This is a genomic window from Pseudaestuariivita sp., from assembly GCF_052825805.1.
The window spans coordinates 78,985-105,193 of sequence record NZ_JBRBVB010000003.1 but is presented as its reverse complement, the minus strand read 5'-3'; the positions used below and the strand labels follow the sequence as shown (position 1 = coordinate 105,193).

General features: G+C 64.9%; 27 protein-coding genes. 10 read left to right on the top strand and 17 right to left on the bottom strand.

The genetic code is table 11. The features are described 5' to 3' along the window. Positions 1–119: 119 nt before the first annotated feature. The 4 genes from ACU0B3_RS04870 to ACU0B3_RS04855 all read right to left on the bottom strand — a co-directional run bounded on the left by ACU0B3_RS04870 (position 120) and on the right by ACU0B3_RS04855 (position 3,772). Positions 120–1,295 (bottom strand): calcium-binding protein, encoded by a 1,176-nt coding sequence (locus ACU0B3_RS04870; RefSeq protein ID WP_446259702.1) that lies wholly within the window; start codon positions 1,293–1,295, stop codon positions 120–122. Positions 1,296–1,393: 98 nt separating this feature from the next. Next, positions 1,394–1,906, bottom strand: coding sequence for a DUF1643 domain-containing protein (locus ACU0B3_RS04865; protein ID WP_446259701.1), 513 nt, complete (start codon positions 1,904–1,906; stop codon positions 1,394–1,396). After that, positions 1,903–2,811 carry a tRNA pseudouridine(55) synthase TruB gene (gene truB / locus ACU0B3_RS04860; RefSeq protein ID WP_446259700.1) on the bottom strand — a complete coding sequence of 303 codons (909 nt, stop codon included), beginning with the start codon at positions 2,809–2,811 and terminating at the stop codon, positions 1,903–1,905. Before truB ends, ACU0B3_RS04865 begins: the two co-directional genes overlap by 4 nt. A gap of 88 nt (positions 2,812–2,899) precedes the next feature. Then, on the bottom strand, positions 2,900–3,772 hold the full coding sequence (locus tag ACU0B3_RS04855; protein WP_446259699.1) for a MurR/RpiR family transcriptional regulator: 873 nt from the start codon (positions 3,770–3,772) through the stop codon (positions 2,900–2,902). Positions 3,773–3,885: 113 nt separating this feature from the next. On the opposite strand from ACU0B3_RS04855, the gene ACU0B3_RS04850 reads away from it, so the two are divergent. The 8 genes from ACU0B3_RS04850 to ACU0B3_RS04815 all read left to right on the top strand — a co-directional run bounded on the left by ACU0B3_RS04850 (position 3,886) and on the right by ACU0B3_RS04815 (position 13,324). Then, positions 3,886–4,650, top strand: a complete 765-nt coding sequence (locus ACU0B3_RS04850; RefSeq protein WP_446259698.1) for an N-formylglutamate amidohydrolase — start codon at positions 3,886–3,888, stop codon at positions 4,648–4,650. Next, positions 4,638–5,228, top strand: coding sequence for a TRAP transporter small permease subunit (locus ACU0B3_RS04845; protein WP_446259697.1), 591 nt, complete (start codon positions 4,638–4,640; stop codon positions 5,226–5,228). Before ACU0B3_RS04850 ends, ACU0B3_RS04845 begins: the two co-directional genes overlap by 13 nt. Beyond that, complete coding sequence (locus tag ACU0B3_RS04840) at positions 5,228–6,553, top strand: TRAP transporter large permease (RefSeq protein WP_446259696.1); 1,326 nt, start codon at positions 5,228–5,230, stop codon at positions 6,551–6,553. Before ACU0B3_RS04845 ends, ACU0B3_RS04840 begins: the two co-directional genes overlap by 1 nt. Before the next feature lie 188 nt (positions 6,554–6,741). After that, entirely contained in the window at positions 6,742–7,773 is a 1,032-nt protein-coding gene (locus ACU0B3_RS04835; protein WP_446259695.1) for a TRAP transporter substrate-binding protein, read from the top strand. Positions 7,774–7,961: 188 nt separating this feature from the next. Further along, a complete protein-coding gene (locus ACU0B3_RS04830; RefSeq protein WP_446259694.1) occupies positions 7,962–9,320 on the top strand; it encodes a glutamine synthetase family protein in 1,359 nt (452 codons plus the stop codon). Between the two features lies 1 nt (position 9,321). Continuing rightward, positions 9,322–10,689: an aldehyde dehydrogenase family protein gene (locus ACU0B3_RS04825; RefSeq protein ID WP_446259693.1), complete on the top strand. Its 1,368-nt coding sequence runs from the start codon at positions 9,322–9,324 to the stop codon at positions 10,687–10,689. 3 nt (positions 10,690–10,692) lie between these two features. Continuing rightward, positions 10,693–11,838, top strand: coding sequence for an iron-containing alcohol dehydrogenase (locus ACU0B3_RS04820; protein ID WP_446259692.1), 1,146 nt, complete (start codon positions 10,693–10,695; stop codon positions 11,836–11,838). 106 nt (positions 11,839–11,944) lie between these two features. After that, positions 11,945–13,324 carry an amidohydrolase family protein gene (locus ACU0B3_RS04815; protein ID WP_446259691.1) on the top strand — a complete coding sequence of 460 codons (1,380 nt, stop codon included), beginning with the start codon at positions 11,945–11,947 and terminating at the stop codon, positions 13,322–13,324. Between the two features lie 214 nt (positions 13,325–13,538). On the opposite strand, the gene ACU0B3_RS04810 is transcribed toward ACU0B3_RS04815, so the two are convergent. From ACU0B3_RS04810 to ACU0B3_RS04775, 8 genes are all read right to left on the bottom strand, one after another. Further along, positions 13,539–14,642, bottom strand: a complete 1,104-nt coding sequence (locus ACU0B3_RS04810) for a hypothetical protein (RefSeq protein ID WP_446259690.1) — start codon at positions 14,640–14,642, stop codon at positions 13,539–13,541. Positions 14,643–14,719: 77 nt separating this feature from the next. Further along, on the bottom strand, positions 14,720–15,370 hold the full coding sequence (locus ACU0B3_RS04805) for a DUF1989 domain-containing protein (protein ID WP_446259689.1): 651 nt from the start codon (positions 15,368–15,370) through the stop codon (positions 14,720–14,722). A gap of 1 nt (position 15,371) precedes the next feature. After that, positions 15,372–15,821, bottom strand: a complete 450-nt coding sequence (locus tag ACU0B3_RS04800; protein ID WP_446259688.1) for a nucleoside deaminase — start codon at positions 15,819–15,821, stop codon at positions 15,372–15,374. A gap of 13 nt (positions 15,822–15,834) precedes the next feature. Then, positions 15,835–16,716 (bottom strand): polysaccharide deacetylase family protein, encoded by an 882-nt coding sequence (locus ACU0B3_RS04795; protein ID WP_446259687.1) that lies wholly within the window; start codon positions 16,714–16,716, stop codon positions 15,835–15,837. Continuing rightward, positions 16,713–17,795: an ABC transporter ATP-binding protein gene (locus tag ACU0B3_RS04790; protein WP_446259686.1), complete on the bottom strand. Its 1,083-nt coding sequence runs from the start codon at positions 17,793–17,795 to the stop codon at positions 16,713–16,715. Before ACU0B3_RS04790 ends, ACU0B3_RS04795 begins: the two co-directional genes overlap by 4 nt. After that, a complete protein-coding gene (locus tag ACU0B3_RS04785; RefSeq protein WP_446259685.1) occupies positions 17,792–18,586 on the bottom strand; it encodes an ABC transporter permease in 795 nt (264 codons plus the stop codon). The genes ACU0B3_RS04790 and ACU0B3_RS04785 overlap by 4 nt, the downstream gene beginning before the upstream one ends. Next, complete coding sequence (locus ACU0B3_RS04780; protein WP_446259684.1) at positions 18,583–19,458, bottom strand: ABC transporter permease; 876 nt, start codon at positions 19,456–19,458, stop codon at positions 18,583–18,585. Before ACU0B3_RS04780 ends, ACU0B3_RS04785 begins: the two co-directional genes overlap by 4 nt. Positions 19,459–19,485: 27 nt before the next feature. Continuing rightward, a complete protein-coding gene (locus tag ACU0B3_RS04775) occupies positions 19,486–20,613 on the bottom strand; it encodes an ABC transporter substrate-binding protein (RefSeq protein WP_446259683.1) in 1,128 nt (375 codons plus the stop codon). A gap of 150 nt (positions 20,614–20,763) precedes the next feature. Between ACU0B3_RS04775 and ACU0B3_RS04770 the strand changes: the two genes are divergently transcribed. Together ACU0B3_RS04770 and ACU0B3_RS04765 are read left to right on the top strand one after the other, a co-directional pair. Further along, complete coding sequence (locus ACU0B3_RS04770) at positions 20,764–21,510, top strand: BtpA/SgcQ family protein (RefSeq protein WP_446259682.1); 747 nt, start codon at positions 20,764–20,766, stop codon at positions 21,508–21,510. Then, entirely contained in the window at positions 21,507–22,142 is a 636-nt protein-coding gene (locus ACU0B3_RS04765) for a phosphoribosyltransferase family protein (RefSeq protein ID WP_446259681.1), read from the top strand. The genes ACU0B3_RS04770 and ACU0B3_RS04765 overlap by 4 nt, the downstream gene beginning before the upstream one ends. Positions 22,143–22,308: 166 nt before the next feature. On the opposite strand, the gene ACU0B3_RS04760 is transcribed toward ACU0B3_RS04765, so the two are convergent. The 5 genes from ACU0B3_RS04760 to ACU0B3_RS04740 all read right to left on the bottom strand — a co-directional run bounded on the left by ACU0B3_RS04760 (position 22,309) and on the right by ACU0B3_RS04740 (position 26,193). Further along, entirely contained in the window at positions 22,309–23,346 is a 1,038-nt protein-coding gene (locus ACU0B3_RS04760; RefSeq protein WP_446259680.1) for a threonine aldolase family protein, read from the bottom strand. After that, the gene (locus ACU0B3_RS04755) at positions 23,346–23,813 is read right to left on the bottom strand and encodes a YcgN family cysteine cluster protein (RefSeq protein ID WP_446259679.1); all 468 of its coding nucleotides are present in this window, start codon (positions 23,811–23,813) and stop codon (positions 23,346–23,348) included. The genes ACU0B3_RS04760 and ACU0B3_RS04755 overlap by 1 nt, the downstream gene beginning before the upstream one ends. Next, positions 23,810–24,733 carry a bifunctional riboflavin kinase/FAD synthetase gene (locus ACU0B3_RS04750; RefSeq protein ID WP_446259678.1) on the bottom strand — a complete coding sequence of 308 codons (924 nt, stop codon included), beginning with the start codon at positions 24,731–24,733 and terminating at the stop codon, positions 23,810–23,812. The genes ACU0B3_RS04755 and ACU0B3_RS04750 overlap by 4 nt, the downstream gene beginning before the upstream one ends. A 50-nt stretch (positions 24,734–24,783) precedes the next feature. Further along, on the bottom strand, positions 24,784–25,227 hold the full coding sequence (locus ACU0B3_RS04745; RefSeq protein WP_446259677.1) for a MaoC family dehydratase: 444 nt from the start codon (positions 25,225–25,227) through the stop codon (positions 24,784–24,786). A gap of 93 nt (positions 25,228–25,320) precedes the next feature. Continuing rightward, complete coding sequence (locus ACU0B3_RS04740) at positions 25,321–26,193, bottom strand: TIGR01459 family HAD-type hydrolase (RefSeq protein WP_446259676.1); 873 nt, start codon at positions 26,191–26,193, stop codon at positions 25,321–25,323. Positions 26,194–26,209: the final 16 nt, after the last annotated feature.

Genomic DNA, 26,209 nt, shown 5'->3' with positions numbered 1-26,209 from the left:
CCCGTGGAGATGCGCGTCGCCGGATCGCGGCGCACCGGAGCCGAATAGAGATCGTGGCGGGAAATGCAACGCCTTTTCGCCGCCAACGGATTTTCTGGCCTCGGGTGACGCGTTCCGTGTCAGGCCGCCGGGAGCGCCGCTGCCCCTTCGGGTCCGACGATGATGACGTCGTCCGAGGTCAGTGTCGGGGCGTCCTGCACGGTCGCGATCAGCACGGAGCCGGAGCGCACTTCGGCGGTGCCGTTCTCGAGTTGCGAGACCGAGATGTCGCCGGCGTCCGAGACCTGGCTGAAATCGAGCATGAGCGTGTCGACGCCGTCCTCGAAGTCGATGACTTGCACGGGGGCGGCGTCCGATCCGATCACAAAGGTGTCCGCGCCGCTGCCTCCGGTCAGGATGTCGCCGGCGCCGGCGATCAACGTGTCGTCACCCTCGCCGCCGTTGAGAAAGTCCGACTCCGCATCGTCGTCACCGGTGACGAGGTCATTGCCGTCGCCGCCAAAGAGCGTGTCTTCGCCGCTGCCTCCGCTCAGGGTGTCGTCGCCGTCGTGGCCGTGCAGCGCGTCGTCGCCGGTGCCGCCGTCCAGAAGGTCGTCGCCGGAGCCGGCCTGCAGCGAATCGTTGCCGTCGCCACCGCGCAGGACGTCGTCGCCAATGTGACCGAAAAGGTCGTCATCGCCGTCACCGCCGAGGAGGAGGTCGTCGCCTTCCTCGCCGTGCAGCGTGTCGTCGCCGATGTCGCCGCTGAGCGTGTCGTCACCCTCGTCGCCGAAGAGATAATCCATGCCCTCCCCGCCGTTGATGAAGTCGTCGCCTGCGTAGCCGTTGATCTGGTCCATCCCGGCGGCGCCAAAGATGTCTTCACCCTCGCCAGTGCCGGAGAGGATGTCGGAGGTGTCGGTGCCGACCGTGAGGCTGCGCGGCTCGGCGGGGTCTTCGGCCTCGTCCGTTTCGGGAGTTCCCCAGCCGGGGGCGGTATCACCCGTTCCGCTGTCTTCGGATGCGGTATGCTCCGAGCTTTCCTCGTTAGAGACCTCAGGGTCGGAATACGAGGTCGATTGGACAGTTCCGGCAAGGCCGCCGCCGGTATCCGCCTCCGTCGGAGAGGGTGACGCGGTCGCGTAGGATAGGACGCTGTCCGGCACATCGGTTTCCCGGATGCTGGTTTCCCCGATCTGGTCGAGGTCATCCTGGTTGCGTTGCGCCTCTTCGTCAGCGTCCTCGTCGTCGCCGTCACCCGTAATCACAAGGCTGCCGACGGCGACGGCGCCCAGCAATGCTGCCAGAATTAACATGACCCTGCCTCAAGCTCAGGCCCCCGCGGTCTTGTCGCCGGGCGTGAGGATCAAAGCAAGAACATCTCGAGCCAATGGTTAACGGCAGGGGCCTGCGATCAGGCGGGCCAGGGGGCGGGAACGACCGTGTATCCGATGTAAAGCGGGTGCTTGGGATGTCCGTCCTTGGTTAACCCGAGGTGCGACAAAGCTATGCCGGATTTGCGTAAAAGTGCCTCGACCTGCGGTCCGCGCTGCAGATGGGCGCCGTGGGTGCCCCATGCGGCGACCACATCCTGCGCCCAGCGGCAGGCGGCGAGGATGGCGGTGTCGTTTTCGGGTCCGACGGGATCGGGCGCGGCGCGCATCGCGCGGGGGTCGGTGTCGCGCCAGGCAAAGATGTTGACCACGCGGAACGCGCCGTATCCGAGCGCGCGGGCGCGGCGTTCGCAGCGTTCGACGGTGGGATCGTTCTGCGCCTCGGTCGCGGTAGAGGGGTTGAGCATGACAAATGTCACGCGCGCGCCGGCCGGGTCCCAGACCCGGGTGAGGGCGTAGCGGTAGCGTTCGCAGTCCGAGTAGACGGCCACCGAGGCGGCGTCGCCCTTTTGGAAGGCGCGGGTGACCGTCATGCCTGGTGGATGATGCGGGTGGGGTGCAACTCACCGGCCTTGTACGTGCCGATGGCGATGGCGCGGCCCTCGTGCGCCGCCCAGACGGTGTCGCCGTACTCGGCTTCGGTGGCGATGACCATGGCGGGATTTCCGTTGCGCAAACGAGAGACAGAGGCGTCGGGGCAGATCACCTGGCTCAGCTCGCCGAGGCCGTCTTCGAGCGGGCGGAGGTGCGTGTCGAGTTCGGGCGTGCGGGCGAGGGCCTCGATCTGGTCGAAAGTGATGGCGCCCTCGGCCTCGAACGGGCCGGACCAGATGCGGCGGAGCGACTGGACGTGGCCGAAAGAGCCGAGCGCCTCCCCCAGATCGCGGGCGATGGCGCGGACGTAGCCGCCTTTGCCGCAGGTCATTTCGAGCACGACGTGGTCGGGGTCGGGTCGGTCGAGCATCACCAGCTCTTCCACCCAGAGCGGGCGGGCTTCGAGGGTCACGTCCTCGCCGTCGCGGGCCAGCTTGTAGGCGCGCTCCCCGTCGATCTTGACGGCGGAGAACTTGGGCGGGACCTGCGTGATCTCACCGACAAAGCCCTGAAGCGCCTCGACGATTTCGGCGTCCGTGGGGCGCATGTTCGAGGTGGCGATCACCTCGCCTTCGGCGTCGTCGGTGTTGGTGGCCTGCCCGAGCCGCACGGTGAAGGTGTACGCCTTGAGCGCGTCGGTGACGTAGGGCACCGTCTTGGTCGCCTCGCCGAGCGCCACGGCGAGCACGCCTGTCGCCTCGGGGTCGAGCGTGCCGGCGTGGCCTGCCTTTTGCGCCTCCAGCGCCCAGCGGACCTTGTTGACGACGGCGGTGGAGGTGATCCCGGCCGGTTTGTCGACGATCAGCCAGCCGGAGAGGGCGCGGCCCTTGCGCTTGCGTGCCATGGTGGAGCGGGTCCCGAAGGTGGAGTTGAGAGGTGCCGCGCGGGGTAATGCGCGCAGCGGCGCAGGTCAACGGGGACCGGCGTGCGCCTCAAGTGAATTTCTGGAAGAGGCGGGTGTCGTCGAACATGTCCTCGAGCTCTTCCATCCGGGCGCGGGTGTTCTCCCAGCCTTGCGTCTGCACGGCGGCAATGAGTGTCTCGACCAGCAAGAGGTTTGCCGCACCCGAGTCCCACGCCGACGGCACCACGATGCGCGTCGAAAAGGTGATGTCTGCGATCTGGCTGATCGGGGAGCGCCACTGGTCGGTGAAGAGGACCAGCACCGCGCCGCGCTCGTGTGCCATGCGTGCGAGCTTGAGTGTGTTGCTTTCGTAGCGGCGCACGTCGAACACGGCGAGCACGTCGCCTTTGGTGACGTTCAGGAGGTAATGCGGCCAGGCGTGGGAGGTCGCCTGCACCTGCGTCAGGTTCGGGCGGATCACCTGCATGTGGAGAAAGAGGTACTCGGCCAGCGTGTGCGTGATGCGTCCACCCGCGATATAGAGGTGCCGGTTCGGATCCGCGATGAGCCCTGCTGCCCGGTCAAAGGCCGCCGGGTCGATGTGGCTGAGTGTGGTGCGGATGTTGCCGATCACGGCGTTGGCGTAGCGGTTGAGGATATGCTCGGAGGGCGCGGCCTCCGCCCAGGTCTCGTGCTTGGCAATGGGGTTCTGGGCGCGGGCCTGCAGCTCGCTGCGCAGCTCGGCCTGGAACTCTGGGTAGCCCTTGTAGCCCAGCTTTTGCACCATGCGTGCGACCGTTGGCACCGACACATCCGCGGCCTTGGCGAGCGCCGCCAGCGGGCCGAGGCCGGAGGCAGGGTAGTTCTCGAGAATCGAGTGCGCCAGCTGCCTCTCGGCCCGGGTGAACCCGTCGAGCCCGGCCTGGATACGGTCTGAGATGGTCTGTGTCGCCTCGGGCATCGCCTCTCCTTGTTGATTAGAAATATACCAGAAAATCTGATTTGTGGTAAAAATTTCACAAAATCGTTGACAGATGGGAGCTGCTGCCGAACCCTTGGGGGAATGGTGATGCCATGAGTTCTCCCTCGCCCAACCAGGCCGGCTCCAGTGTCGAGCGTCTCCCCGCGCCAAACTCCGCCGGTCTGGTTGTGGTGTGTGAGCACGCCAGCCCCGACATTCCGGCAAGGTACCACGGGCTTGGCCTCAGCGAAACGGACCGCCTCAGCCACGCGGTCTGGGACCCGGGCGCGCGGCAGATGGCGGTGACCTTGGCGCAGGCGCTGGGCGGGGTGCTGATCGCATCGCGCGTCTCGCGCCTGGTCTATGATTGCAACCGTCCGCCTGAGGCGCCTGACGCGATGCCAGCGCAGTCCGAGGCGGTGCGCGTTCCGGGCAATGCCAGCCTGTCGCACGCCGAGAAGGCCGCGCGGGTGGCCGAGGTCTACGCGCCCTTCAAGGCGGCGGTCGCGGCAGAGATGGCGGCGCATGCCGCTCCGGTCCTGATCACGGTCCACACGTTTACGCCGGTCTATCACGGCACGCCGCGGCCGGTGGAGATCGGGGTCCTGCATGACACGGATGCACGGCTGGCGGACGCATTGCTGGCCGCGCCGCTGGGTGGCTACCGGGTCGAGCGCAATGCGCCGTACGGCCCCGAACATGGCGTCACGCACACGCTCAAAACCCATGCGCTGCCGGGCGGGCACCTGAACGTCATGCTTGAGGTGCGCAACGATCTGGTGCCGGACGAGGCCGCGCAAACCGCCATGGGCGCACGGCTCGCCACCTGGATCGAAGGCGCCTTGGCGCAGCTCGAGGAGGTCCGATGCTCGGCCTGATGCGCGGCTATATCCGGGCGGTGGACGGTCTCAACTACGGGATCGGGCGCGTCGTGATGTACGGGATCTTCGTGCTGATGGCGATCCTGCTCTGGTCCTCGATCAGCAAGACTTTTTTCCTGCCGTCCCTCTGGACGCTGGAAATGGCGCAGTTCGCGATGGTCGCCTACTACATCCTCGGCGGGCCCTACGCGATCCAGATGGGATCGAATGTGCGGATGGACCTGCTTTACGGAGGCTGGTCTCTGCGGCGCAAGGCGTGGTTCGACCTCTTCACCGTGTGCTTCTTGCTCTTTTACATCGGGGTGCTGATCTACGGCGCGATCGCCTCGACCGCCTATTCGCTGGGTTACTGGAAGGACACGCCTTTGCAGTACCTCCTCGGCGTCGCCGTAGGGACCGAAGAGGTGGGGCGGCTCGAGCGCTCCTCCTCTGCGTGGCGTCCCTATATGTGGCCGATCAAGCTGGTGATGCTCGTCGGCTTTACGCTCATGTTCCTCCAGTGCCTCTCGGAGTTCTTCAAGGATGTCCTGCGCCTCAAGGGCGTCTGGGATGAGGAAGAGGGGGCGCCCGCCTGATGCCTTACGAGCTGATCGCCACCCTCATGTTCTCCTCGATGATGCTGATGCTGCTCACCGGACAGCGCGTCTTTGGCGCCATCGGGTTCGTCGCGGTGGTCGCAGCGCTGCTCCTCTGGGGAGACCGGGGCGGGTATGACCTCGGCTTTGCCGCCGCGATGAAGCTGATGAAGTGGTATCCGCTGCTGACGCTGCCGATGTTCATCTTCATGGGCTATGTGCTGTCCGAAAGTAAGATTGCCGACGATCTCTACCGTATGTTCCACGTCTGGATGGGCGGGCTGCGCGGGGGGCTGGCGATTGGCACGATTGGCCTGATGGTGCTGATCTCGGCCATGAACGGGCTGAGCGTGGCGGGCATGGCGATTGGCGCGACGATTGCTTTGCCGGAGCTTCTCAAACGCGGCTACGACAAGCGGATGGTCACGGGGGTGATCCAGGCGGGCTCGTCGCTCGGGATCCTGGTGCCGCCTTCGGTGGTGCTGGTGCTCTACGCGATGATCGCGCGGCAACCGGTGGGTCAGCTGTGGCTGGCGGGGGTGATCCCGGGGCTGATGATGGCGGCGCTGTTCATCGCCTATATCGCCCTGCGCTGTCGGTGGAATCCTGCCCTCGGTCCTGCGCTTGCTGCCGAAGACCGCGATATGCCGCGCGCCGAAAAGCTGCGCCTCCTGCGCGCGGGCCTGCTGCCGCTGGTGATCTTTGCGGTGATGATGGTGCCGTTTGTGAACGGCTGGACGTCGCTCGTGGAAAGCTCCGCCATCGGGGCGCTCGCCGCCTTCTTTGCCGCCGTCCTCAAGGGGCGCATGACCCGCGAAGTATTCGAGAACTCGGTCCGCAAGACGCTGGGCATCACCTGCATGTTTATGTGGATCATCCTCGCTGCGCTTGCCTTTGGCGCCGTCTTTGACGGGCTGGGCGCGGTGAAGGCCATCGAGAGCCTCTTTACCGAGCAGCTGGGCCTCGGCCCCTGGATGATCCTCATCCTGATGCAGCTGAGCTTTATCCTTATGGGCACCTTCCTCGACGACACCGCCATGCTGGTTATCGTCGCGCCGCTTTATGTGCCGCTAGTCGGGGCGCTGGGCTTTGACCTCATCTGGTACGGCATCCTCTACACGATCACGACGCAGATCGCGTATATGACGCCGCCCTTTGGCTATAACCTCTTTCTGATGCGCGCGATGGCGCCGCCCGAGATTTCGCTGCGCGACATCTACGCCTCGATCACGCCCTTTGTGCTGGTGATGGTGGGGGCGCTGGCGCTGGTGATGGCCTTCCCCCAGATCGCGCTTTGGCTGCCGGAGCTGGTGTATGGCAACTGAGCTCTCCCTTTTGAGTAAAGTGCGCCCCGGACCGCGGGTGGGGGCTTGCCCCGCCCATGGGGGCGGTCGGGGGCAGTCCGGCCAAGGGTCGGAGAGGCATTCTTCACCGGACAGATATTCGAGCATCACCCGACCCCGGACCCAACCGGCGGTCCCACCCAAACAACTTTCAACAAGGAGACGATACGATGACCACACGCAGAAAGCTGCTTCAGGGCGCGGCCCTGGCACCCGCCGCGGCGCTCGCGGCGCCGGCGCTGGCACAATCGACCATCCGCTGGCGGATGCAGACCTACGCAGGCGCGGCACTCGCCGAGCACGTGATCGACCCGGCCATCAAGATGTTCAACACCATCGCCGGCGACAAGATGCAGATCGAGCTCTTCTACGCCGACCAGCTGGTGCCCACAGGCGAGCTCTTCCAGGCGATGCAGCGCGGCACGATCGACGCGGTGCAGTCGGACGACGACTCCATGGCCTCGCCCACCGAAGTCACCGTCTTTGGCGGCTACTTCCCCTTCGCCTCGCGTTACTCGCTCGACGTGCCGGTGCTCTTTAACCAATACGGCCTCAACGAGATCTGGGACGAAGAATACTCCGCCGTCGGGGTCAAGCACATCAGCGCCGGCGCCTGGGACCCCTGCCACTTTGCCACCAAGGACCCGATCCGCAGCCTCGCCGACCTCGAAGGCAAGCGTGTCTTCACCTTCCCGACCGCCGGGCGCTTTATGAGCCAATTCGGCGTCGTGCCGGTGAACCTGCCTTGGGAAGACATCGAAGTCGCCGTGCAAACCGGCGAGCTCGACGGCATCGCCTGGTCCGGCATCACCGAGGACTACACTGTCGGCTGGGCGGACGTGACGAACTACTTCCTCACCAACAACATCTCGGGTGCCTGGGCGGGGTCCTTCTTTGCCAACATGGACCGCTGGAACGAGCTGCCCGAAGACATGCAGACCCTCTTCCGCGTCTGCTGCGACCAATCGCACTACTACCGCCAGTGGTGGTACTGGGGCGGGGAGGCCAACCTGCGCGTCAACGGCACCAAGATGGAGCTGACCTCGATCCCGGACGAAGAATGGGCGCAGGTCGAGGCCGCCGCCCGCGTCTTCTGGGACGAGATCGCTGCCGAAAGCCCGACCAAGGCCAAGGTTGTCGAGATCTTCAAAAAGTACAACGCGGACATGGAAAAGGCCGGGCGCCCCTACCGCTACACGTAAGCGACCGTACCGGGCCTTGTCCCGGGACCTCGACCACCCAAGACCCACCCTCCCGGGCTTGACCCGGGACCACGACCACCCAAGACCTACCCGTCCCGGGCTTGACCCGGGACCTCGCGGCTTTCACACCGTCTCGAGGTCCCGGACTAGGTCCGGGACAACTGCGACCAAGACCAAAGGACCCGCCCATGTCGATGAGCTTTGACTCCCTGAAATCCGCCGTCTCCGGCGGCAGCATCGACACCGTCCTGGCGGTCTTCCCCGACATGCAGGGGCGGCTGATGGGCAAACGTTTCCACGCGCGCCACTTCGTCGAGAGCGCCTTCGAGGAAACACATTGCTGCAATTACCTCCTGGCCACCGACCTCGAAATGGCGACGCCCGAAGGGTACGCCGCGTCGAGCTGGGAGCAGGGTTACGGCGACTACATCATGGCGCCCGACCTTTCGACCATCCGGGCGACGCCCTGGCTCGAAGGCACGGCGATGGTGCTCTGCGACATCCTCGACCACCACACCCATGCACCCGTCCCGCACGCGCCGCGCCAGATGCTCAAGGCACAGATCGCACGGCTGGACGCGCTGGGCCTGACGCCGATGATGGCGACGGAGCTCGAGTTCTTCCTCTTCGAGAAGTCCTTTGACGACATCCGCCGCAGCGGCTTCCGCGATCTCGCGCCGATCAGCGGTTACAACGAGGATTACCACATCCTCCAGACCACCAAGGAAGAGAGCGTGATGCGCCGCGTGCGTAACCACCTCTATGACGCCGGGATCCCCGTCGAGAACACCAAGGGCGAGGCGGAGGCGGGTCAGGAAGAGCTCAACATCAAATACGCGGGCGCGCTCGCCTGCGCTGATCACCACACCATCGCCAAGCACGCGATCAAGGAGATCGCCTGGCAGGAGGGGCACGCCGCCTCTTTTCTCGCGAAATACGCGCATGACCGGGTCGGCAGTTCGAGCCACGTGCACCAGTCGCTCTGGAAAGACGGCGCGCCTGCCTTCCACGACAAAGGCGGCGAGCTCGGCATGTCGGACCTGATGCGGCACTATGTGGCCGGGCTTGTGACATACGCCCCCGACTACACCGCCTTCCTCGCGCCCTACATCAACAGCTACAAACGGTTCGCCAAAGGCACCTTTGCCCCGACCAAGACCGTCTGGTCCGTGGACAACCGCACAGCTGGCTTCCGCCTTTGCGGCGACGGGACCAAGGCGGTGCGGATCGAGTGCCGGATCGGTGGCTCCGACCTCAACCCCTACCTCGCACAGGCCGCCCTCCTGGCCGCAGGGATCGCTGGGATCGAGGAAAAGCTGGAGCTGGCCCCGCCCATCAGCGGCGACGTCTATGACGCAGGTGATGCTACTGAAATCCCGCGCTCGCTCCGCGCTGCGACCGAGACCCTTCGAGGCTCCAAGATGCTCCGCACCGCCATGGGTGACGCCGTCATCGACCACTACACCCGCTGCGCCGAGTGGGAGCAGGAAGAGTTCGACCGCATCGTGACCGACTACGAAGTCGCGCGCGGCTTTGAAAGGGCCTGACATGATCCGCTGCATCTCCCCCCTCGACGGCTCGATCTACGCCGAACGCCCCGTGCTCTCGCAATCAGACGCCGAAGCCGCTGCCGCGCGCGCCAAGTCAGCGCAACCCGCTTGGGCTGCCCGTCCGCGCGCTGAACGCATCGCACTGGTCAAAGACGCCGTCGCCCGCATCGGCGCGATGAACGACGAGATCGTGCCGGAGCTTGCCTGGCAGATGGGAAGGCCAATCCGCTACGGCGGGGAGTTCGGCGGCTTCGAGGAACGCGCCCTCCACATGGCGGAGATCGCGGACGAGGCGCTCGCCGACATCGTGGTCGAGGACTCGGAGCGCTTCCGCCGCGTGATCAAACGTGTCCCGCACGGCGTCGTGCTGGTCGTCGCACCCTGGAATTACCCTTACATGACCGCGATCAACACGGTCGCCCCGGCGCTGATCGCGGGCAATGCGGTCGTGCTCAAACACGCCTCGCAAACCCCGCGCGTGGGCGAACGCCTCGCGCAGGCCTTTCAAGCAGCAGGTGTGCCGGAGCACGTGTTCCAGAACCTCTTCCTTGACCACGCCACGACCTCGCACCTGATCGCCTCCCGCGCCTTCCAGATGGTGAACTTCACCGGCTCCGTCGGCGGCGGAAAGGCGATGGAGGAGGCAGCTGCCGGAACCTTCACCGCGCTCGGGCTCGAGCTTGGCGGGAAAGACCCCGGCTATGTCTGCGACGACGCCGATGTGGAGGCCGCTGCCGAAACGCTCATCGACGGGGCCATGTTCAACTCCGGCCAGTGCTGCTGCGGGATCGAACGCATCTACGTGGCCGAACCCCTCTTTGACGCCTTCCTCGAAAAAGCCGTCGCCATCGTTCAGGGTTACACCCTCGGAAGCCCCCTCGAAAAAACAACCGACATCGGACCCATGGCGCAAGTGCGCTTTGCCGATCTCGTGCGCAGCCAGATCGACGAGGCCGTGGCGCAAGGCGCCCAGACCCACATCGCAAGGATGGAGGCCGACGACGGCGGCGCCTACCTCACCCCGCAAATCCTCACCGGCGTCACTCACGACATGCGCGTCATGCGGGAGGAGAGCTTTGGCCCCGTCGTCGGCATCATGCCGGTCAAAGACGACGCCGAAGCGCTCCGCCTGATGAACGACAGCGATTACGGCCTCACCGCCTCTGTCTGGACCCGCGACGTCGCGCGTGCCGAGCGTATCGCCGACGGCATCGAAACCGGCACCGTCTTTATGAACCGCTGCGACTACCTCGACCCAGCGCTCTGCTGGACCGGGTGCAAGGACACCGGACGCGGCGGCGGCCTCTCGGTCATCGGCTATCACAACGTGACGCGGCCGAAATCCTACCACCTCAAGAAAGCCTGACATATGAGCCTGACTGGAACCTGGTCCTACCCCACCGCCATCCGGTTCGGCGCCGGGCGCATCGCCGAGATCGCGGACGCCTGCGCCGCTGCCGGGATCACCAAGCCCCTGCTCGTCACCGACAAGGGCCTCGCGGGGATGGAGATCACCACCCGCACCCTCGACCTGCTCGAAGAGGCGGGCCTCGGACGTGCGCTTTTTGCCGAGGTGGACCCGAACCCGAACGAAAAGAACGCCGCCGCCGGAGTGAAAGCCTATCTCGACGGAGGCCATGACGGCGTGGTCGCCTTTGGCGGCGGATCGGGCCTTGACCTCGGGAAGGTCATCGCCTTCCACGGCGGCCAGTCGCGCCCGCTCTGGGACTTCGAGGACATCGGCGACTGGTGGACCCGTGCCGACGCGGATGCCATCGCGCCGGTCGTGGCGGTCCCGACCACGGCGGGCACCGGCTCGGAGGTGGGGCGCGCCTCGGTCATCACCAACTCGGAGACGGCGGAGAAGAAGATCATCTTCCACCCCAAGATGCTTCCCGCCGTCGTGATCTGCGATCCCGAGCTGACCGTCGGCATGCCGAAACACATCACCGCCGGCACCGGGCTCGACGCCTTTGCGCATTGCGTGGAGGCGTTCTGCTCGCCGCATTACCACCCGATGAGCCAGGGGATCGCGCTCGAGGGGATGCGGCTGGTCAAGGAGTACCTCCCGCGCGCCTATGACGACGGCACGGACCTCGAGGCACGCGCGCAGATGATGTCAGCCGCCGCGATGGGCGCAACGGCCTTTCAGAAAGGGCTCGGCGCCATCCACGCCCTCTCGCACCCGATCGGCGCGATCTACCACACGCACCATGGCACGACGAACGCGGTCTGCATGCCGAAGGTTTTGCAGTTCAACAAACCCGCCATCACGGACCGCCTCGCCAGCGCGGCGGCATACCTCGGGATCGAGGACGGCTTCGACGGCTTCTGCGCCTATGTCGACGGTTTGAATGCCCGGCTCGGCATCCCGACTTCGCTCGCGGGGCTGGGTCTGGAAAACGTCGACGTGGACCGCGTGGTCGCAGGCGCCCTGATCGACCCCAGCACCGGCGGCAATCCCATTGAGATGACCGAAGAGAACACACGCAAGCTGCTTGAAAGCCTGCTTTGACGTCCGAAGCGGGGACCTCTCGCAAGGTCACCTGTCCACACACTCCTGAAACCTTGCACGCCCGGTCTTCCTTGCTAGCGTTGCAACGCGACTGGAGGGACACAGCGTGACCGATTTTCTGATCACCAACATCGCGCACGGGCTGGTCGGAGACGCTGCGGGCACGCGGTTCAGCGGGGCGCTCCGGGTGCGAGACGGGCTTGTGGCAGAGATCGGAGATCTCGCCCGAGAGCCCGGCGAGCGGGTCCTCGATGCGCGCGGCACGGTGGTGACGCCGGGGCTCGTGAACACGCACCACCACCTCTTCCAGTCGCTTCTCAAGGCAGTGCCGGACGGGATCAACGCCGGGCTCGACACGTGGCTGCAGAAATGCCCCTACGCCTTTTGGCCGTTCATCGATGCGGAGACCCTGCGCGTCTCGGCGCAGGTCGGTCTGGCCGAGGTGCTGTTGTCAGGCGCCACCACCGTCTGCGACCATCACTACCTCTTTGCGCCGCAGTACGACTATGACCCGGCGGAGGTGCTGTTCGACGAAGCGGCCAAGTTCGGCATTCGCTTCCTGCTCGCGCGGGGTGGGAACACCAAGGGGCGGGAGTATTTCGACGACCCGAGCCTGCCGCCTGCTTTCTTCGAACCTGCTGCGGCGTTCCTTGCGTCGGTGAAGGACGCCGCCAGGCGTTGGCACGACCCCTCCGATCTGGCGATGACACGGATGGCGCTTGCGCCGACGACGCCGATCTTCAACCTCGACCCGCACGAGCTGCCGCTCTTTGCCGATGCCGCGCGCGATATAGGTTTGCGCTTGCATTCCCATCTGAGTGAGAACCAGACCTACGTCGACTACACGCTGCGCGAATACGGCCAGCGCCCGGTGCCGTGGCTTGCCGAGCGGGGCTGGACCGGGCCCGACGTCTGGTTCGCGCATCTGGTGGAGATCGACGCCGCCGAGCAGGCGCATCTTGTCGAGACCGGCACGGCGATGGCCCATTGCACGCAGGCCAACGCGCGGCTCGGCTCGGGGATCGCGCCAGCTGACCTCTTGCACGCGCAAGGCGGTATCGTCTCCATCGGGGTCGATGGGGCAGGGGCCAACGAGGCCGCAGACATGGGCGCCGCGATGTATTCGGCCTTTGCCACCCACCGTGCGACGAAGGGCGTGAACTCGACACGCGCCGAGACCGTCCTCCACTGGGCAACGCAAGGCGGCGCGCGGACGCTCGGTTTTGACCGGATCGGCACGCTGGAGGTTGGAAAGGCCGCCGATATCGCCCTCTTCGACCTCTCGCACCCGCGCAACTTTGGTCTCCACGACCCGGCTCTTGCGCCGGTCATTACGGGCGCGGCGCAGGTCCGCGACAGCTTTGTCGGCGGAAAGCCGGTCGTTGTGGACGGACGCCTCCCGAGCCTCGATTTGGCGGAGCTGCGCGCAGAGGCAGAGGAGAAGACGGCGCGGCTGATTGCGTTGCGCGCCGGGGCAGTGGGGTAAAGCGGGCGACTTTAGCCTTGATAAAGTCGAACCGGATTTGCACGCGCCGTCCCGGGGTGGCGCAATCGCGCCGGCCGTTTTGCCGAAGGCAAACCTTTGGTTTGACGGGGGCGGGTCATGCCGGAGGCATGCCTTTGGCATGACGCGGCCTGACAGTGCCTGTCAGGCGGGCGTTTTGAATTAAGCGAATGCGCTTTTAGCTGAAGCTCGCCCGCTATGCGCCGGCGTGCTCCGCGATGTGCGCCCTGAGCTTGTCGTCGAGCGCATCAAACGCAGGAAGCGCCATCAGCTGCGTGCAAGCGTCGCGGCGCACCGGAGGCTCGTCGAGGGGGCGGGTGTCGAGGATATTGTCCAAGTCCTCGAAGAACGCAGCCCGCCCGGTCACCTCCCGCAAATACTGTTCGATCGGGCGGAAACGATCGTACATCGCGCGGCGCACGTCCTTGCCGAAGAGCTCGACGTCGCCCTTGCTCGGCAGATCGAGCGAGGCATTCGCCTCCTCGATAAAGATGCGCAGCTTCTTGGATTTGGGGAACCGGAACTTGTGGTTCGCCGTCCGCAGCACCTCGAAGAAGGCAACATGCACGCCCACGTTGAGCCGCTCCTCGCCAAAGGGCGTCTCCGGCAGGTCGATCTCGCAAGTGTCGAAGAAGTCCTGCACCACGCCGCCCTGCGCCATGACGTCCGAATAGGGCCGGATGTACTGGTACTTGAAGATGTTGGAGGTCAGCCAGGGCTCCAGCATCTTTTGATAGTCAAAGTGGATCGTGTCGAAGTAATCCTCGGTTCCGCCCGCGTCGAGCGCTTGGGACTTGCGACCAAACTTGAGCCACTGCCAGTGCCACGACGCCAGATACTGATCCGGGCGGCGCAGCACGCAGTAGAGCTTCATCCGCGACTCTTCGACCATGGTCCCGGCGATATCGATCATCTCAGGGCGCACGGCGCCAAAGTTCGAGAAGATTTCGCTGCAAAAGATCGTGTGCTTCGGCTGGAGCGCCTCGATTTGGGTGCGCACGTTGCGTACGATCTGCATGAAGCCCGGCACGTTCTTATAGAGCGGCGACATCTCAAAGCCGGGCTCTTTGCCGAGGATACGGTAGGCGAGCGCGTTGTGCGGCTGGCAGACCTGATACTCCATCAGGCGCAGCTCATCGCCGCCCCGCATCGCGCGCGACAGAAAGTCGATGAGACCGTCTGCCTCGATCTTGGGGTAGAGGATGCCGGCCTTCATCAGCGTGTAAGAGTTGTGCGCCAGGAAAATCTGCAGCGCAGTCGTGCCGACCTTGTGGTGGCCGATGTGGTAGATGGCGTTCATCATACGCGGGGTGCCGTCGCTCGAAATCGTTTGCAGGGGCTATGGCCCGAAGGACGCGGCGGTGCAAGTCGGCGTGGTCAGTCCGCCTCGAAGACTATGGCGCGGACCGGCGTGGGTCCGCCTCCGGCGGCGGCGTTGAGCTCTTGCGGGCAGTTGGACAGCACCGCGATCACGTCCATGTCGGCGCGCAGGTCGACATAGTCGCCGGGCCGCGACTGGCCGTCGCTGATCTCGACAAATCCGTCTGCGCCGATGGGCACGTTCATGAACCAGTTGACGTTGGCGACCACGTGTTCGGGACCGAGGCCGTGGCGCGCCATCTCGTCCTCGAAGTTCTTCTGGCAGCAGGCGGCGTTGGTCTTGCCGTAGCGGACCTCATCCACGGCGAAGGAGCAGCAGCCAAAGATCGTGTCATGCCCGCCGCAGCTGTCGGCCATCACGGTCATCATCGGGCGCGCAAATTGCGAGCGCAGGACGGAGCCTTGCTCGAGGGTCAGCTTCTTCGGCACCTTGATCGTATTCGGCATGTGATAGCGCTCGGTCTGGCCTTTATGCGTTTCCGTGCCAAAGCAGAGAAAGTCGATGGCTTGCTGTCCCTCGAGGTCGATGAGGCGCAGCATCTGGCCAGCCTTGAGCACCACCGACCAGGGCGCGCGGGCCGGGACCACGGTGTCCTCGATGACCGCGCCTTGCGGGAGGGCGTGCGTGCCGTCGATCAACGTCTCCATCTCAGTCCTCCGCGATGTCTTCGTTCCAGAGCTCGGGCTTTTCTTCGATGAACCGTGTCATCAGCGCGATGCAATCCGGGTCGTCCGCGATGATCACCTCGACGCCTTTGGAGCGGAGGAACTCTTCGTTCCCGCCAAAGGTCGTGTTCTCGCCGATCACGACGCGGGGGATGCCGAACTGGATGATCGTGCCCGTGCACATCATGCAGGGGCTGAGCGAGGTGTAGAGCGTCACGTCCCGGTAGCTCTTTTGTCGTCCTGCTTTGCGGAGTGCGTCCATCTCGCCGTGCGCGATCGGGTCGCCTTTTTGCACACGCTGATTGCGCCCTTGCGAGACCAGCGCGTCGCCGCGTGCGATGACCGAGCCGATGGGGCAGCCGCCCTCGTCATAGCCTGCCTTGGCCTCGTCATAGGCGAGGCGCAGGAACTTGGCGTCGGTGTCACTCAGCATGGCGGGCCTCCGGTCATCGTTGCGGCTCAGTGTAGTAGGGCAATTGATCAGTGCGCAAATCAAAGCCGTCTGCGGTGAGCGCATCGAGGTGGTCGGCGATCTCCGAGAGGGTCGCGAACCAGACGTTCCTGGTGTCCAGCGTCTCTTCGAGCCACTGCTCCACCAGCCGCCACCTTGCCAGACGCCCCGTCAGGAAGGGGTGCACGATCAGCATGAAGAAGCCACCTGCGGCGTATTGCGCCTCGAACTCCTCCCAAAAGGCGCTGAGCCCCGCCGAGGGACCGCGCACGGGCATCATGTACCCGATCTCGTCGTAATGGGCGAAGGGCGGCCAGTCGTCGGTCCCCCAATGCACCGGCATCTCGTAAAGCGCGCCCGGGCCAGTCTCCATCCGGTAGGGGATGTCGTCGCCCATCAACGAGCTGTCATAGCGGAATTTGTGCTCCACGAGCAGGTCGAGCACCTGCTGCGTGACGTTGTAGACCGGCGCGCGGTACCCGGCGGGTGCTTTCCCGACGCGGCGCATGTGGGCGTCCATCGCCTTGCCGAACGCCTCCTCCTGCGGGGCGCCTTTGGTGGCGATGGGGTCTTCGTGGATCCATCCGTGGTGGCCGATCTCGTGCCCGCCCTTGAGGATCGCGTCGACGGTGTCCGGGTAGGTGTCGAGGCACCATCCGGGGATGAAGAAGGATTGTTTCAGACCGAGCCGCCGGTAGGTCTCGAGGATGCGCGGCATCGCGACCTTGGGACCGTATTGCCCCATCGAGATCGGGTAGACCCGGTCAAAGCTGTCCTCGGGCCTTGCGATGTGTATGAGGCTGTCGGCGTCCATGTCAAAGGTGATCGCGCAGGCGCAGCGCGCACCGTTCGGCCAGGGGATCGGGTTCTGGATCATGCCGGGCCTCCGTCTTGTGTTCTGTCTGGCAAGATGTGCGTGTCGGCGGCGGACCACCCCAGCGCAACGCGCGTACCGGCGCGCAGGTCGAGCCCGGTGAGGCTCCGCTCCTGCATCTGCACCTTGAGCTCGGTCCCGTCGTCCCCCTCGAGGAAGACTGTGACGACCGAGCCGACGAACTCTTCGGAGAGTACCGTCGCCTCGATCCGGTTCTCCGCCATCTCGCCCTCGCGCAGGACGTGCATCATGTCGGCGGCGATCACCATGTTGACCGGTGCTCCGGGTGTCGTTTGTACAACCGAGACGAGCCCGAGTTTGGTGTCCACCTCGGCCTCGCTGATCGCCTTGCCCGTGAGGATGTTGTTGCGCCCCACGAACTCGGCGACAAAGCGCGAGGCGGGGGCGCGGTAGATGTCGCGCGGGCTTCCCACCTGCGCGATCTCGCCCTGGGACATGATCACCACGCGGTCGGCCATGGCAAAGGCTTCGGACTGGGAGTGGGTCACGTATACGAACGTGATCCCCAGCTCGCGCTGCAGCTTGGTCAGGACCGCCTGCATGCGGATCACAAGGTGCGCGTCGAGCGCCGAAAGCGGCTCGTCGAGGAGGAGAAGCTGCGGCTCGGTCACCAGCGACCGGGCAAGTGCCACCCGCTGGCGTTGACCGCCTGAGAGTATCTCCACATTGCGTTCGGCGAACTGGGCAATCTCCATCCGCTCGAGCCAGAGCATCGCACGCTTCTTGCGCTCGGGCGCTGCCACACCGCGCATCTTGAGCCCGAACTCCACGTTCTCGCGCACGTTCAGGAACGGAAAGAGCGCCAAAGTCTGCCAGACCATCGGAGTGTCGCGGTCGTGGGCGGAGACTTCGTTCATCCGCTGACCGGCGATGCGGATCTCGCCCGACGTCGGCGCGTCGAGCCCTGCCAGCATGCGCAAGGTCGTCGTCTTCCCACAACCCGAAGGCCCCATGATCGCCACGAACTCACCTGCGCCGATCTCGAGCGACGCCTCCCGCACGGCGGTGAAATCGCCGAACTGCTTTTCGACCTTGTCGAGGACAACCAGAGGCTCGCTCACTTTGCGCTCCTGTTCAGTCTGAAAAAGATCATCGCTTGCGCCAGGATCACCAGCGACATCGAGATGCCAAAGACCAGCGTGCCGATGGCATTCACCTGCGGGTCGATGGTGCCTTGCACGATCTCGAGGATGTGGACCGGCACCGTCTTGTTGAGGCCCGAGACGAACCAGCTGACGGTGAATTCGTCAAAGGACACGGCGGCAGTGAGAAAGAGCGACGACAGGATCGCGGGCGCGCAAAAGGGCAGGATCACGTGGCGCATCGCCTTCCACTCCGAGGCGCCGAGGTTCCAGGCGGCGGCCTCGAGGCTGGCGTCCATCTGGCTCAGCCGCAGCCGGATGATCGCCATGGCAAAGGGCGCTGTCAGCACCGTGTGCGCCGCGATGATCGAGGTGACCTGACCTGATGCGCCGAATTTCGAGAACCACGCCAGCATCGCCAGCGCGATGATGATGAGCGGGATCGTGGGCGGCAGAAGGATGATCGCCAGATAGAGGCTCTTTCCCCGGAAGGTGTAGCGGTAGTCAGTGTAGGCTGTGCAGAACCCCAGCACCGTCGCCAGCACTGCCGTCGTCAGCGAGACCACCGCACTTGTCCGCGCCGCGCGCCAGACATCGGGATCGGCAAAGATCATCTCGTACCACTGCGTCGTGAACCCGCTCAGCGGCAGCGTCGGAAAGCGTGCATCGTTGAACGAAAAGAGCAGGCTCACCCCAATGGGGAGGAAGACAAACCCGATCACCAGCGCGAGCCAGATGCGCAGCAGCCAGACTGTGTGGGTTGTGCTCATCGGCTCGCCCTCTTGCGGTAGGCAAAGAGGATCGCGGAGAAGGCGACGGCAAAGAGCGTCAGCATCATCATCACCGCAACCACAGCCGCGCGCGGCCATTGCTGGCCCGCCTTGGTCGTGTCGATGATGAGGATCGGCAGGGTCGGGGGCTTGGACCCGCCCAGGTAGTAGGGCGCCACAAAATCCCCGAAGGACAGGATAAATGCAAAGAGCGCCGCGATCACCAGGCCAGCCTTGGCCGCTGGCAGGATCACCGAGCGCACCGCGCGCAAGGGCGAACAGCCAAGGTTCAGCGCCGCCTGCACCAGCCTCGGGTCAATGTTCGCCAGCGTCACCGTCTGCAGGATCAGCACTAGCGGCAGGGTAAACGTCAGATACCCGACCAGCGTGCCAAAAGGCGTGTTGAGCATCGTGTAGGGACCGAGGCCAACGAGGCCAAAGGCTCCGTTCAGCACACCCGATCCGGCAAGGATCACGTACCAGGAGAACGTGCGAACCAGATAGCTGGTAAAAAACGGGATCATCAGCAGTAGCACAAACACCTGCCGCACCCGCGCCGAGGTATGAAACGCCAAGAGATACGCCGCCGGAAAGGCGATCACCGAGGCCAGCGCCGCCGCCGAGGCCGCCATCGTGATCGTGTACCAATAGGCGTCCCACACGAACCCGCGGCTGAGCATCCTCTCCCAGCTGTCGAACTCGAAGGTCTCGACCATGCGAAAGTTCTTCACCACGAAGAACGACATCGCGACCATGAAGATCAGCGGCCCCACAAAGAAGAGCGCCTGCCAGAGGATGATCGGCAGACGAAAGGTGAGCGCGTAAAGATCGAGACGGCGCTTCTTTGGCGCCGCCTCCGTTTTGCCCGTCATAGTTTGGTCGTCATGCTCTGGCCGTCATCAGGCGTTCTTGTACTCCGACCAGAAGTCGTTCCAGTCCTCGAGGCTCTGCTGCACGGGGATGTCGCGATAGCTGATGCGGCCCTCGTTGATCAGCGTGATCGGGTCCTGCGGATCGCCGTTTACCTGGTGCGAGCGTGCGGCCTCGGCCGGGTCCATCTCGTTCAAGAGCGCGCGGCCGGCCTGCGTGACGCAGTGGCCGGGGTAGGCGAGCATCTGCGCCGTCTTGACCTGGCCTTGCGGCGACAGGGTGTAGGCGAGGTACTTGAGGGCCATGTCCTTTTTCTCGGAGGTCGCGGCGATCGAATAGCTCTCGGTCCACTGGATGCCGCCCTCTTGCGGCACGACCGACGACACCGGCGCGCCGTCGCGCTCGAGGATGCCGGTGACCCAGTCGCCAATCCCGCACATCGCCAGCATCTCGCCGTTCTTGAGCCCCGCAAAGGTGCCGCCAAAGTCGAAATATCCGCCCACCTGCGGTTTGAGCGACAGCGTCTTGTCCTGCACAGCCGACCACGCCGCGTCGTCGATGTCAAAGGGCGAGGGGTTGCCCGTCAGCAGGCTCATCTGGCCGAGCGACGGCAGGTGCCAGTCAAAGTGACCAACCTTGCCCGTGACCTTCGGCGACCAGAACACCTCGTAGGTCGACGCCTCTTCGGCGGTCAGCACGTCCTTGTTGTAGGAGACGCCCAGATGCCCGAACCGCGTGATCAGCGAGTAGAGCTTGCCATCGGGCCCCCAGTGGCCGGCGAACTTGGTAAAGTCCTCGTGCAGCATGTCGTCATAGGCGTAGGCGCTCGGGTCGAGCTCCATCACCAGGTCGTTGGCGACCAAGAGCTTGGCGTATTCCGCATCCGTGTGGATGATGTCGAACGTGCCCGGCGGGTTTTGCGCAAGCGCGGCCAGCATGTTGTCCCCGCCGGCGTAGTATTTCGGCACGAACTTGACGTTGTTCGCCTCCTCGAATTCTCCGACCATGTCGGGCTCGGCAGTCCCGAACCACCCCAGCATCGTCAGCTCGACCGTGTTCGCCCAGGCGCGGTTCACAAACGGCGTCGACAGCGCCGCAGCAGCGAGGCCCGTCTTGAGAAACGCGCGTTTGTTCAGAGTGGTCAGATGTTTGGTCATGGCGGTAGCCCCTTTGATGTGTCCCGAGGAATCGATCCTTGACGAGACTAGCGAGCGGCAGACAGACTTCCCCCAGGTTCGCCGGATTGATCACGGGCAGTCTGCCAAATTTCGCGGCGTTGCACAAAAAGTAATCGCAGGACCCGCCAAATGGACCGCGCCAGCTTTCGCCAGATGTTCGGGACACACGGCTCGGTTGTGCTGCCGGTGATCCATGTTCGCGAAACGCACAGAACCCTGCGCAACCTCGACATCGCGGTGGAGGAGGGCGCTCCGGGCGTCTTTCTAATCAACCACGACTTTGGCGTGCCGCCCTTCCTCGACATCCTGCGCGAGGTGCGCGCGGCGCGGCCGGACGTCTGGCTGGGCGTGAATTTCCTTGCCGTGACCGGGCGGGAGGCTTTCCCGCAGCTCGCGGTGTTGACCGCGGAAGGCTGCCGCATCGACGCCTACTGGGCGGACGACGCCCGCATCGACGAGCGCGCAGCGATGCAAACCGAAGCCGCCGAGATCGCCGCCGCCCGCGCAGGCTGGGACGGGCTCTACTTTGGCGGCACCGCGTTCAAAAAGCAGCGCCCTGTCGCGTCCGAAGACCACGCCACCTCCGCCCGGATCGCGGCGGACTGGATGGACGTCGTCACAACCTCCGGCATCGCGACGGGAGAGGAGGCGGACGACGGCAAGGTCGCCACCTTCCGCACCGCCATCGGCGACGCACCCCTCGCGCTCGCCTCGGGTGTCACGCCGGACAACGCGCACCGCTACGCCGCCGCCGATTGCTTCATGGTCGCGACTGGTATCAACCATCCGGGAAATTTCTACGATATGGACCCGGCCCGCCTGCGCGCGCTCTTGCAGGTCGCACGGACACTTAAGCTCAAGGGAGACCGCACATGACCGACGCGCAAGCCAAAGGTCCCCGCGACGACCGCTGGTACCTGAACCTGATGGCGCCCAACACCAAGGGCCCGCAGTTCGCCTGGCTCGATCCGACCTCGATCTACATCAACCAGGATGCCTTTCAGGACCTTCTGACGGACCTGCTCGACGACATCGGGGACCTGTCATTTGACGTGGTCGGCGGGCTTGATGCGATGGGATTTGTGCTGGGTGCGGCCCTGGCGGCGCGGACCGGGACGGGGTTCCTGCCGATCCGCAAGGCGGGCAAGCTCTGCGTCGACACCGATGCCGCGAGCTTCACCAACTACTCCGGCCGCACGCAGGATCTCGAGATGCGCCTGCCCGCCTTTGCACCCGGCACCCGCGTCCTGCTCGTCGATCAATGGGTGGAGACGGGAGGCACCATGGACGGCGCCATCCAACTGGTCGGTCAGCAAGAAGGAGAAGTCGCAGGCCTCGTCGCCATCGCCGTCGAGAACACGCCAAGGGTTCTGGAATTGCGCGCGCGGTATCCAGTGATCTCTGCCGTCGTGCCCGGCTCGCGCTGGCAGAAGGAGTGTGACGCGCAGAGGCTCAGCAGCTTTGACATCTACCGGCCTGAAGATGTCTTCCCGCGCAGGCGTGATTAGGGCAGCGCGACCCTAGACCTTACACGAACTCACTCTGATCAAAGCACCCGCCTGACAGGCACTGTCAGGCCGCGTCATGCCAAAGGCATGCCTTCGGCATGACCCGCCCCACCGGGTCGGCGCGTGAATGCCTGTCTGTTAAAAATCAGGTTGAGAACGGTGTGCTTTAGAGCAGCGCCAGAAACGTGTCGATCTGTTCGTCACTGATCGACCAATCGCAGACAAACCGGCAGAGCAGCTTTTCATCCGCAGGTCCCGTCTCCAACGGCCCGTCCATCAGGTAATACACCGCCCCGTCCGCGTGCAAAGCCTGGTGCTGCGCGCGGGTAAGGTGGGCAAAGATCACGTTCGCTTCGGGCTCGGCCAGGAACTCACTGCCCACCTTACGCAAGCCCTCGGCCAAGCGCCCGGCGGCCCGGTTCGCCTTGCGCGCCGCGTCGAGCCACAGACCGTCTTTGAGGTAGGCTTCCATCTGCGCCCCGAGGTAGCGGTGCTTGGAGAAAAGATGCCCGCCGCGTTTGCGCCGCAGCTCGAATTCCTGGCCATGCGCCGGGTCAAAGAAGACCACAGCCTCGATCCCGGGACAGCCGTTCTTGGTGCCGCCAAAGCTCACCACATCGACGCCAGCGCGCCAAGTCATCTCGGCGGGTGAGGCATTGGTCGTGACAAGCGCGTTCGCGAACCGCGCCCCGTCGAGGTGCAATGGCAGGCCATACGCCTTTGTGACCTCCGCAAGCGCCGCGATCTCAGGCACCGCATAGACGCCGCCTTTCTCGGTGACTTGCGTGATCGACACCGGGCCGCGCTGCGGGCCATGCACACCGCGTGTGCCTTCTGCCTCGATCGCTTTGCGCAAAGCGTCGGGGGTCATCTTGTGACCCGCGCCCACCAGCGTGAGTTTGGCGCCACCCGTATAGAACTCAGGCGCATTGCACTCGTCTTCATGGATATGCGCGACCGGTGTGCAAAAGATGGTTTCCCAGGGTTGCGAAAGCGTCGCGAGCGCCAATGCGTTGGCCGCGGTACCCGTGGCGACGAGATGCACGCTGGCCTCGGGCGCCTCAAAGGCTTCGCGCACCAGCCGCACCGCCTCCGCCGTGTGCGCATCCGCGCCGTAGGGCATCACGTGCCCGGCGTTGCAGTCCACCAGCGCCTGCATGACTTGCGGGAGGGCAGGGCCGGCGTTGTCGGAGGCAAAGAACATCAGATCGGCTCCTCGATGATGTGGTCTTCCCAATCCTCTTCGGGCGTGTCGAACTCCGAGACCGTGCGGTCCTGCATCGAGACGCCCGCGGCATGCACGGAGTTCGGATCGCCCGTCACAAGAGGATGCCAGTCCGGCAGGTCGCGCCCCTCGTGGAGCAATCGGTAGGCGCAGGTCTGCGGCATCCAGTAGAGGTTGTCCTCGAGGTTCTTCGGCGTCAGCACGATGCACTCTGGCACGAACTGGTGGCGGATCTCATACTGCGCGCAGCGGCAGGTGCTGTCGTCCAAGAGGCGGCAGGCCACGCGGGTCAGGGCGACCTCGCCAGTGTCCTCGTCCTCGAGCTTGTTGAGGCAGCACTTCCCGCACCCGTCGCAGAGCGCCTCCCACTCCACCCGGCTGAGCCGTTCGAGCGGCTTGCGCCAGAACCTCGGCGAAAGTCCTCGGGACGCAATCGGGTCCGTCATGCGGCCAGGATCGCCCGCGCCTCGGCGCAGTCGGCGTCCATCTGCTGGATCAGCGCCTCGAGGCTGTCGAATTTGAGCTCGGGCCGCAGGAACGCGACCAGCGCCACCGAGAGGGTCGCGCCGTAAAGATCGCCCGAGAAGTCAAAGAGGAAGGTCTCGAGGTTGGGCGTGTTCTCCCCGAACATCGGCCGCACGCCGAGGCTCGCAGCGCCGTGGTAGCGCCCCTGATGCGGACCGTCCTTGACCTCGACCTCGACGGCATAAACACCCAGTTTCGGCAAGTGCAGCCCGTCGATGGACATGTTCGCCGTGGGATAACCCAGCTCGCGCCCGCGCTGCTCCCCGCCAATGACCGGCCCTTCGAAGCGGTGCCAATGGCCCAGCAGCTTGGCCGCGTCCTCCGGGCGCCCCTCGCTCAGCGCGGTGCGGATCGCGGTCGACGAGACCTGCGCGCCAGCAATGTCGAGCAGCGGCGCGGCGATCACGTCGAAACCCAGCTCCGCGCCCAGCTCTTTCAGTGTGTCGACATTGCCCTCGCGGCCCTTGCCAAAGCAAAAGTCCTGCCCGACCACCACCGATCTCAGGCCGAACCCGTCCGCGATCACCGCCTTGGCGAACTCGCGGGCGGTGAGGTTCGCGAGCGCCTGGTTGAAGGGCACTTCGAAAAGCCGCTCGACCCCAAGCGCTTCAAGCTCGGCCGCCCGGGCGGCCGCGCTCATCAGGCGAAAGCTGGGGGCATCGGGCTGAAAGTAGCTGCGCGGGTGCGGCTCGAAGGTGAGCACTCCCAAAGGCCCATCCTGCGCGCGCGCCAGATCGATCACCGAGCGGTGGCCCAGATGCACGCCATCGAAATTGCCGATGGCCGCAGAGGCGCCACGATCCTCGGGCGCGACAAAGGAAAAGTCGCGAAGCGTCTTCATGGCCTTGGCCTAGCCCGCGTGTGCGGGCGGCGCAAGGCGGCGGGCCGGGATCAGTCGAACTTGCCGGACGGGGCGAGCACCATGGCCTCGCCCACGAGGACCTTCTTGCCGTCGATGGTGCAGGCGCAGTCGAGTTTGACGCGGCGCTTGCTGTGCTCAATGTCGGTCACCGTGACCTCGGCGCGCACGAGATCGCCGGGACGAACGGGCGCGAGGAACTTGAGCGATTGGCTCATGTAGACCGTGCCGTGACCGGGCAGTTGCTCGCCGATCACGGCAGAGATCAGGCCGGCGGTCAGCATACCGTGGGCGATGCGCCCCTGAAAGATCGTGTCCTGCGCATAGTCGTCGTCGAGATGCACCGGGTTGTGGTCGGTCGAGACCTCGGCGAACTTTTCGATGTCCTCGTCGGTGATGACCTTATGCAGGTAGCGGGACATGCCCATCTCGATGTCTTCGATGACAATCGTGCCACGCGGTTGGTTGTCGAGCATGTCCGTCTCCGATCAGATGCGCAACGAATTTGACATTCGCCGCCCTGTTTCGGAAATTTTATTACTTTGCAGATGCAGAAAGATCAAGGGTGATCAGCGCAGCATCCCGATGGCAAAGTCCGCGGAGACCATCTCCTGTTGCAGATAGGCGTCAAGTTTTGCCGGGTCGGGCTGGTCGGTGGTGCCGGTTTCCTCGCGCGCGAGGCCGCCGGTGATGAAGAGACAGTCGAGGTCCTCACCCAGCGCGCCGCGCACGTCCGTCAGAACGCCGTCGCCGATGCAGAGGATGTGCCGGTCCTGCACCCCGCTCTTGACCTCCGCGAGCCGTCGCCGCGCGAGGTCGTAGATCGGCGGATGCGGCTTGCCGAAATAGAGGCTCTCGCCGCCCATCTCGGTATAGAGCTTGGCAAGCGCGCCGGCGCACCACTCCCGCGTCTCCCCACGGTCCACGACGATGTCGGGGTTGGCACAGAGGAGTGGGAGGTTCTTTTGCTTGGCATAAAGAAAGTCCGGCCGCATCACCTCGGGATCGGCCAGCGGATCGAACGGGCCGCAGCAGACGATGCCGTCGGCCTCTTCCAGCGGGACCTGCTGGATCGGGGTCGGATTTTCGACCAGCTTGAGCGGGTCGAAGAACGGCTGGTCGTGCGGCTGGCCGATGAAGTAGACCTTTTCGCCGACCGCGCCGGTGAACATCGCCAGCCGCGCGCTGTCGCCAGAGGTGGTGATCGTGTCCCAGCAGGTGTCCGGCACGTTGAACTTGACAAGCTGCTTGGCCACCTCGCTGCGCTGGCGTGGGGCGTTGGTGAGCAGGACGACGATGCCGCCCTGTTTGCGGAATGCCTCGAGCGCGGCGACCGCGTCGGGGAAGGCGGTCACTCCGTTGTGCAGGCACCCCCATAGATCCACGAAGGCCGCGTCGTAGTTCTGGCCGATCTCGGAAAGCGATGAGATGATCCGGGTCATGTCGGCTCCTGTGGAC

Coding starts and splice junctions, on each gene's coding strand:
- ACU0B3_RS04820 (WP_446259692.1), top strand. CDS start 10,693: ATGAGCCTGACTGGAACCTGGTCCTACCCCACCGCCATCCGGTTCGGC.
- ACU0B3_RS04800 (WP_446259688.1), bottom strand. CDS start 15,821: ATGCTGAGTGACACCGACGCCAAGTTCCTGCGCCTCGCCTATGACGAG.
- ACU0B3_RS04835 (WP_446259695.1), top strand. CDS start 6,742: ATGACCACACGCAGAAAGCTGCTTCAGGGCGCGGCCCTGGCACCCGCC.
- ACU0B3_RS04850 (WP_446259698.1), top strand. CDS start 3,886: ATGAGTTCTCCCTCGCCCAACCAGGCCGGCTCCAGTGTCGAGCGTCTC.
- ACU0B3_RS04780 (WP_446259684.1), bottom strand. CDS start 19,458: ATGACGGGCAAAACGGAGGCGGCGCCAAAGAAGCGCCGTCTCGATCTT.
- ACU0B3_RS04760 (WP_446259680.1), bottom strand. CDS start 23,346: ATGTTCTTTGCCTCCGACAACGCCGGCCCTGCCCTCCCGCAAGTCATG.
- ACU0B3_RS04785 (WP_446259685.1), bottom strand. CDS start 18,586: ATGAGCACAACCCACACAGTCTGGCTGCTGCGCATCTGGCTCGCGCTG.
- ACU0B3_RS04825 (WP_446259693.1), top strand. CDS start 9,322: ATGATCCGCTGCATCTCCCCCCTCGACGGCTCGATCTACGCCGAACGC.
- ACU0B3_RS04795 (WP_446259687.1), bottom strand. CDS start 16,716: ATGATCCAGAACCCGATCCCCTGGCCGAACGGTGCGCGCTGCGCCTGC.
- ACU0B3_RS04775 (WP_446259683.1), bottom strand. CDS start 20,613: ATGACCAAACATCTGACCACTCTGAACAAACGCGCGTTTCTCAAGACG.
- ACU0B3_RS04810 (WP_446259690.1), bottom strand. CDS start 14,642: ATGAACGCCATCTACCACATCGGCCACCACAAGGTCGGCACGACTGCG.
- ACU0B3_RS04765 (WP_446259681.1), top strand. CDS start 21,507: ATGACCGACGCGCAAGCCAAAGGTCCCCGCGACGACCGCTGGTACCTG.
- ACU0B3_RS04865 (WP_446259701.1), bottom strand. CDS start 1,906: ATGACGGTCACCCGCGCCTTCCAAAAGGGCGACGCCGCCTCGGTGGCC.
- ACU0B3_RS04770 (WP_446259682.1), top strand. CDS start 20,764: ATGGACCGCGCCAGCTTTCGCCAGATGTTCGGGACACACGGCTCGGTT.
- ACU0B3_RS04830 (WP_446259694.1), top strand. CDS start 7,962: ATGTCGATGAGCTTTGACTCCCTGAAATCCGCCGTCTCCGGCGGCAGC.
- ACU0B3_RS04840 (WP_446259696.1), top strand. CDS start 5,228: ATGCCTTACGAGCTGATCGCCACCCTCATGTTCTCCTCGATGATGCTG.
- ACU0B3_RS04805 (WP_446259689.1), bottom strand. CDS start 15,370: ATGGAGACGTTGATCGACGGCACGCACGCCCTCCCGCAAGGCGCGGTC.
- truB (WP_446259700.1), bottom strand. CDS start 2,811: ATGGCACGCAAGCGCAAGGGCCGCGCCCTCTCCGGCTGGCTGATCGTC.
- ACU0B3_RS04870 (WP_446259702.1), bottom strand. CDS start 1,295: ATGTTAATTCTGGCAGCATTGCTGGGCGCCGTCGCCGTCGGCAGCCTT.
- ACU0B3_RS04855 (WP_446259699.1), bottom strand. CDS start 3,772: ATGCCCGAGGCGACACAGACCATCTCAGACCGTATCCAGGCCGGGCTC.
- ACU0B3_RS04745 (WP_446259677.1), bottom strand. CDS start 25,227: ATGCTCGACAACCAACCGCGTGGCACGATTGTCATCGAAGACATCGAG.
- ACU0B3_RS04750 (WP_446259678.1), bottom strand. CDS start 24,733: ATGAAGACGCTTCGCGACTTTTCCTTTGTCGCGCCCGAGGATCGTGGC.
- ACU0B3_RS04740 (WP_446259676.1), bottom strand. CDS start 26,193: ATGACCCGGATCATCTCATCGCTTTCCGAGATCGGCCAGAACTACGAC.
- ACU0B3_RS04755 (WP_446259679.1), bottom strand. CDS start 23,813: ATGACGGACCCGATTGCGTCCCGAGGACTTTCGCCGAGGTTCTGGCGC.
- ACU0B3_RS04845 (WP_446259697.1), top strand. CDS start 4,638: ATGCTCGGCCTGATGCGCGGCTATATCCGGGCGGTGGACGGTCTCAAC.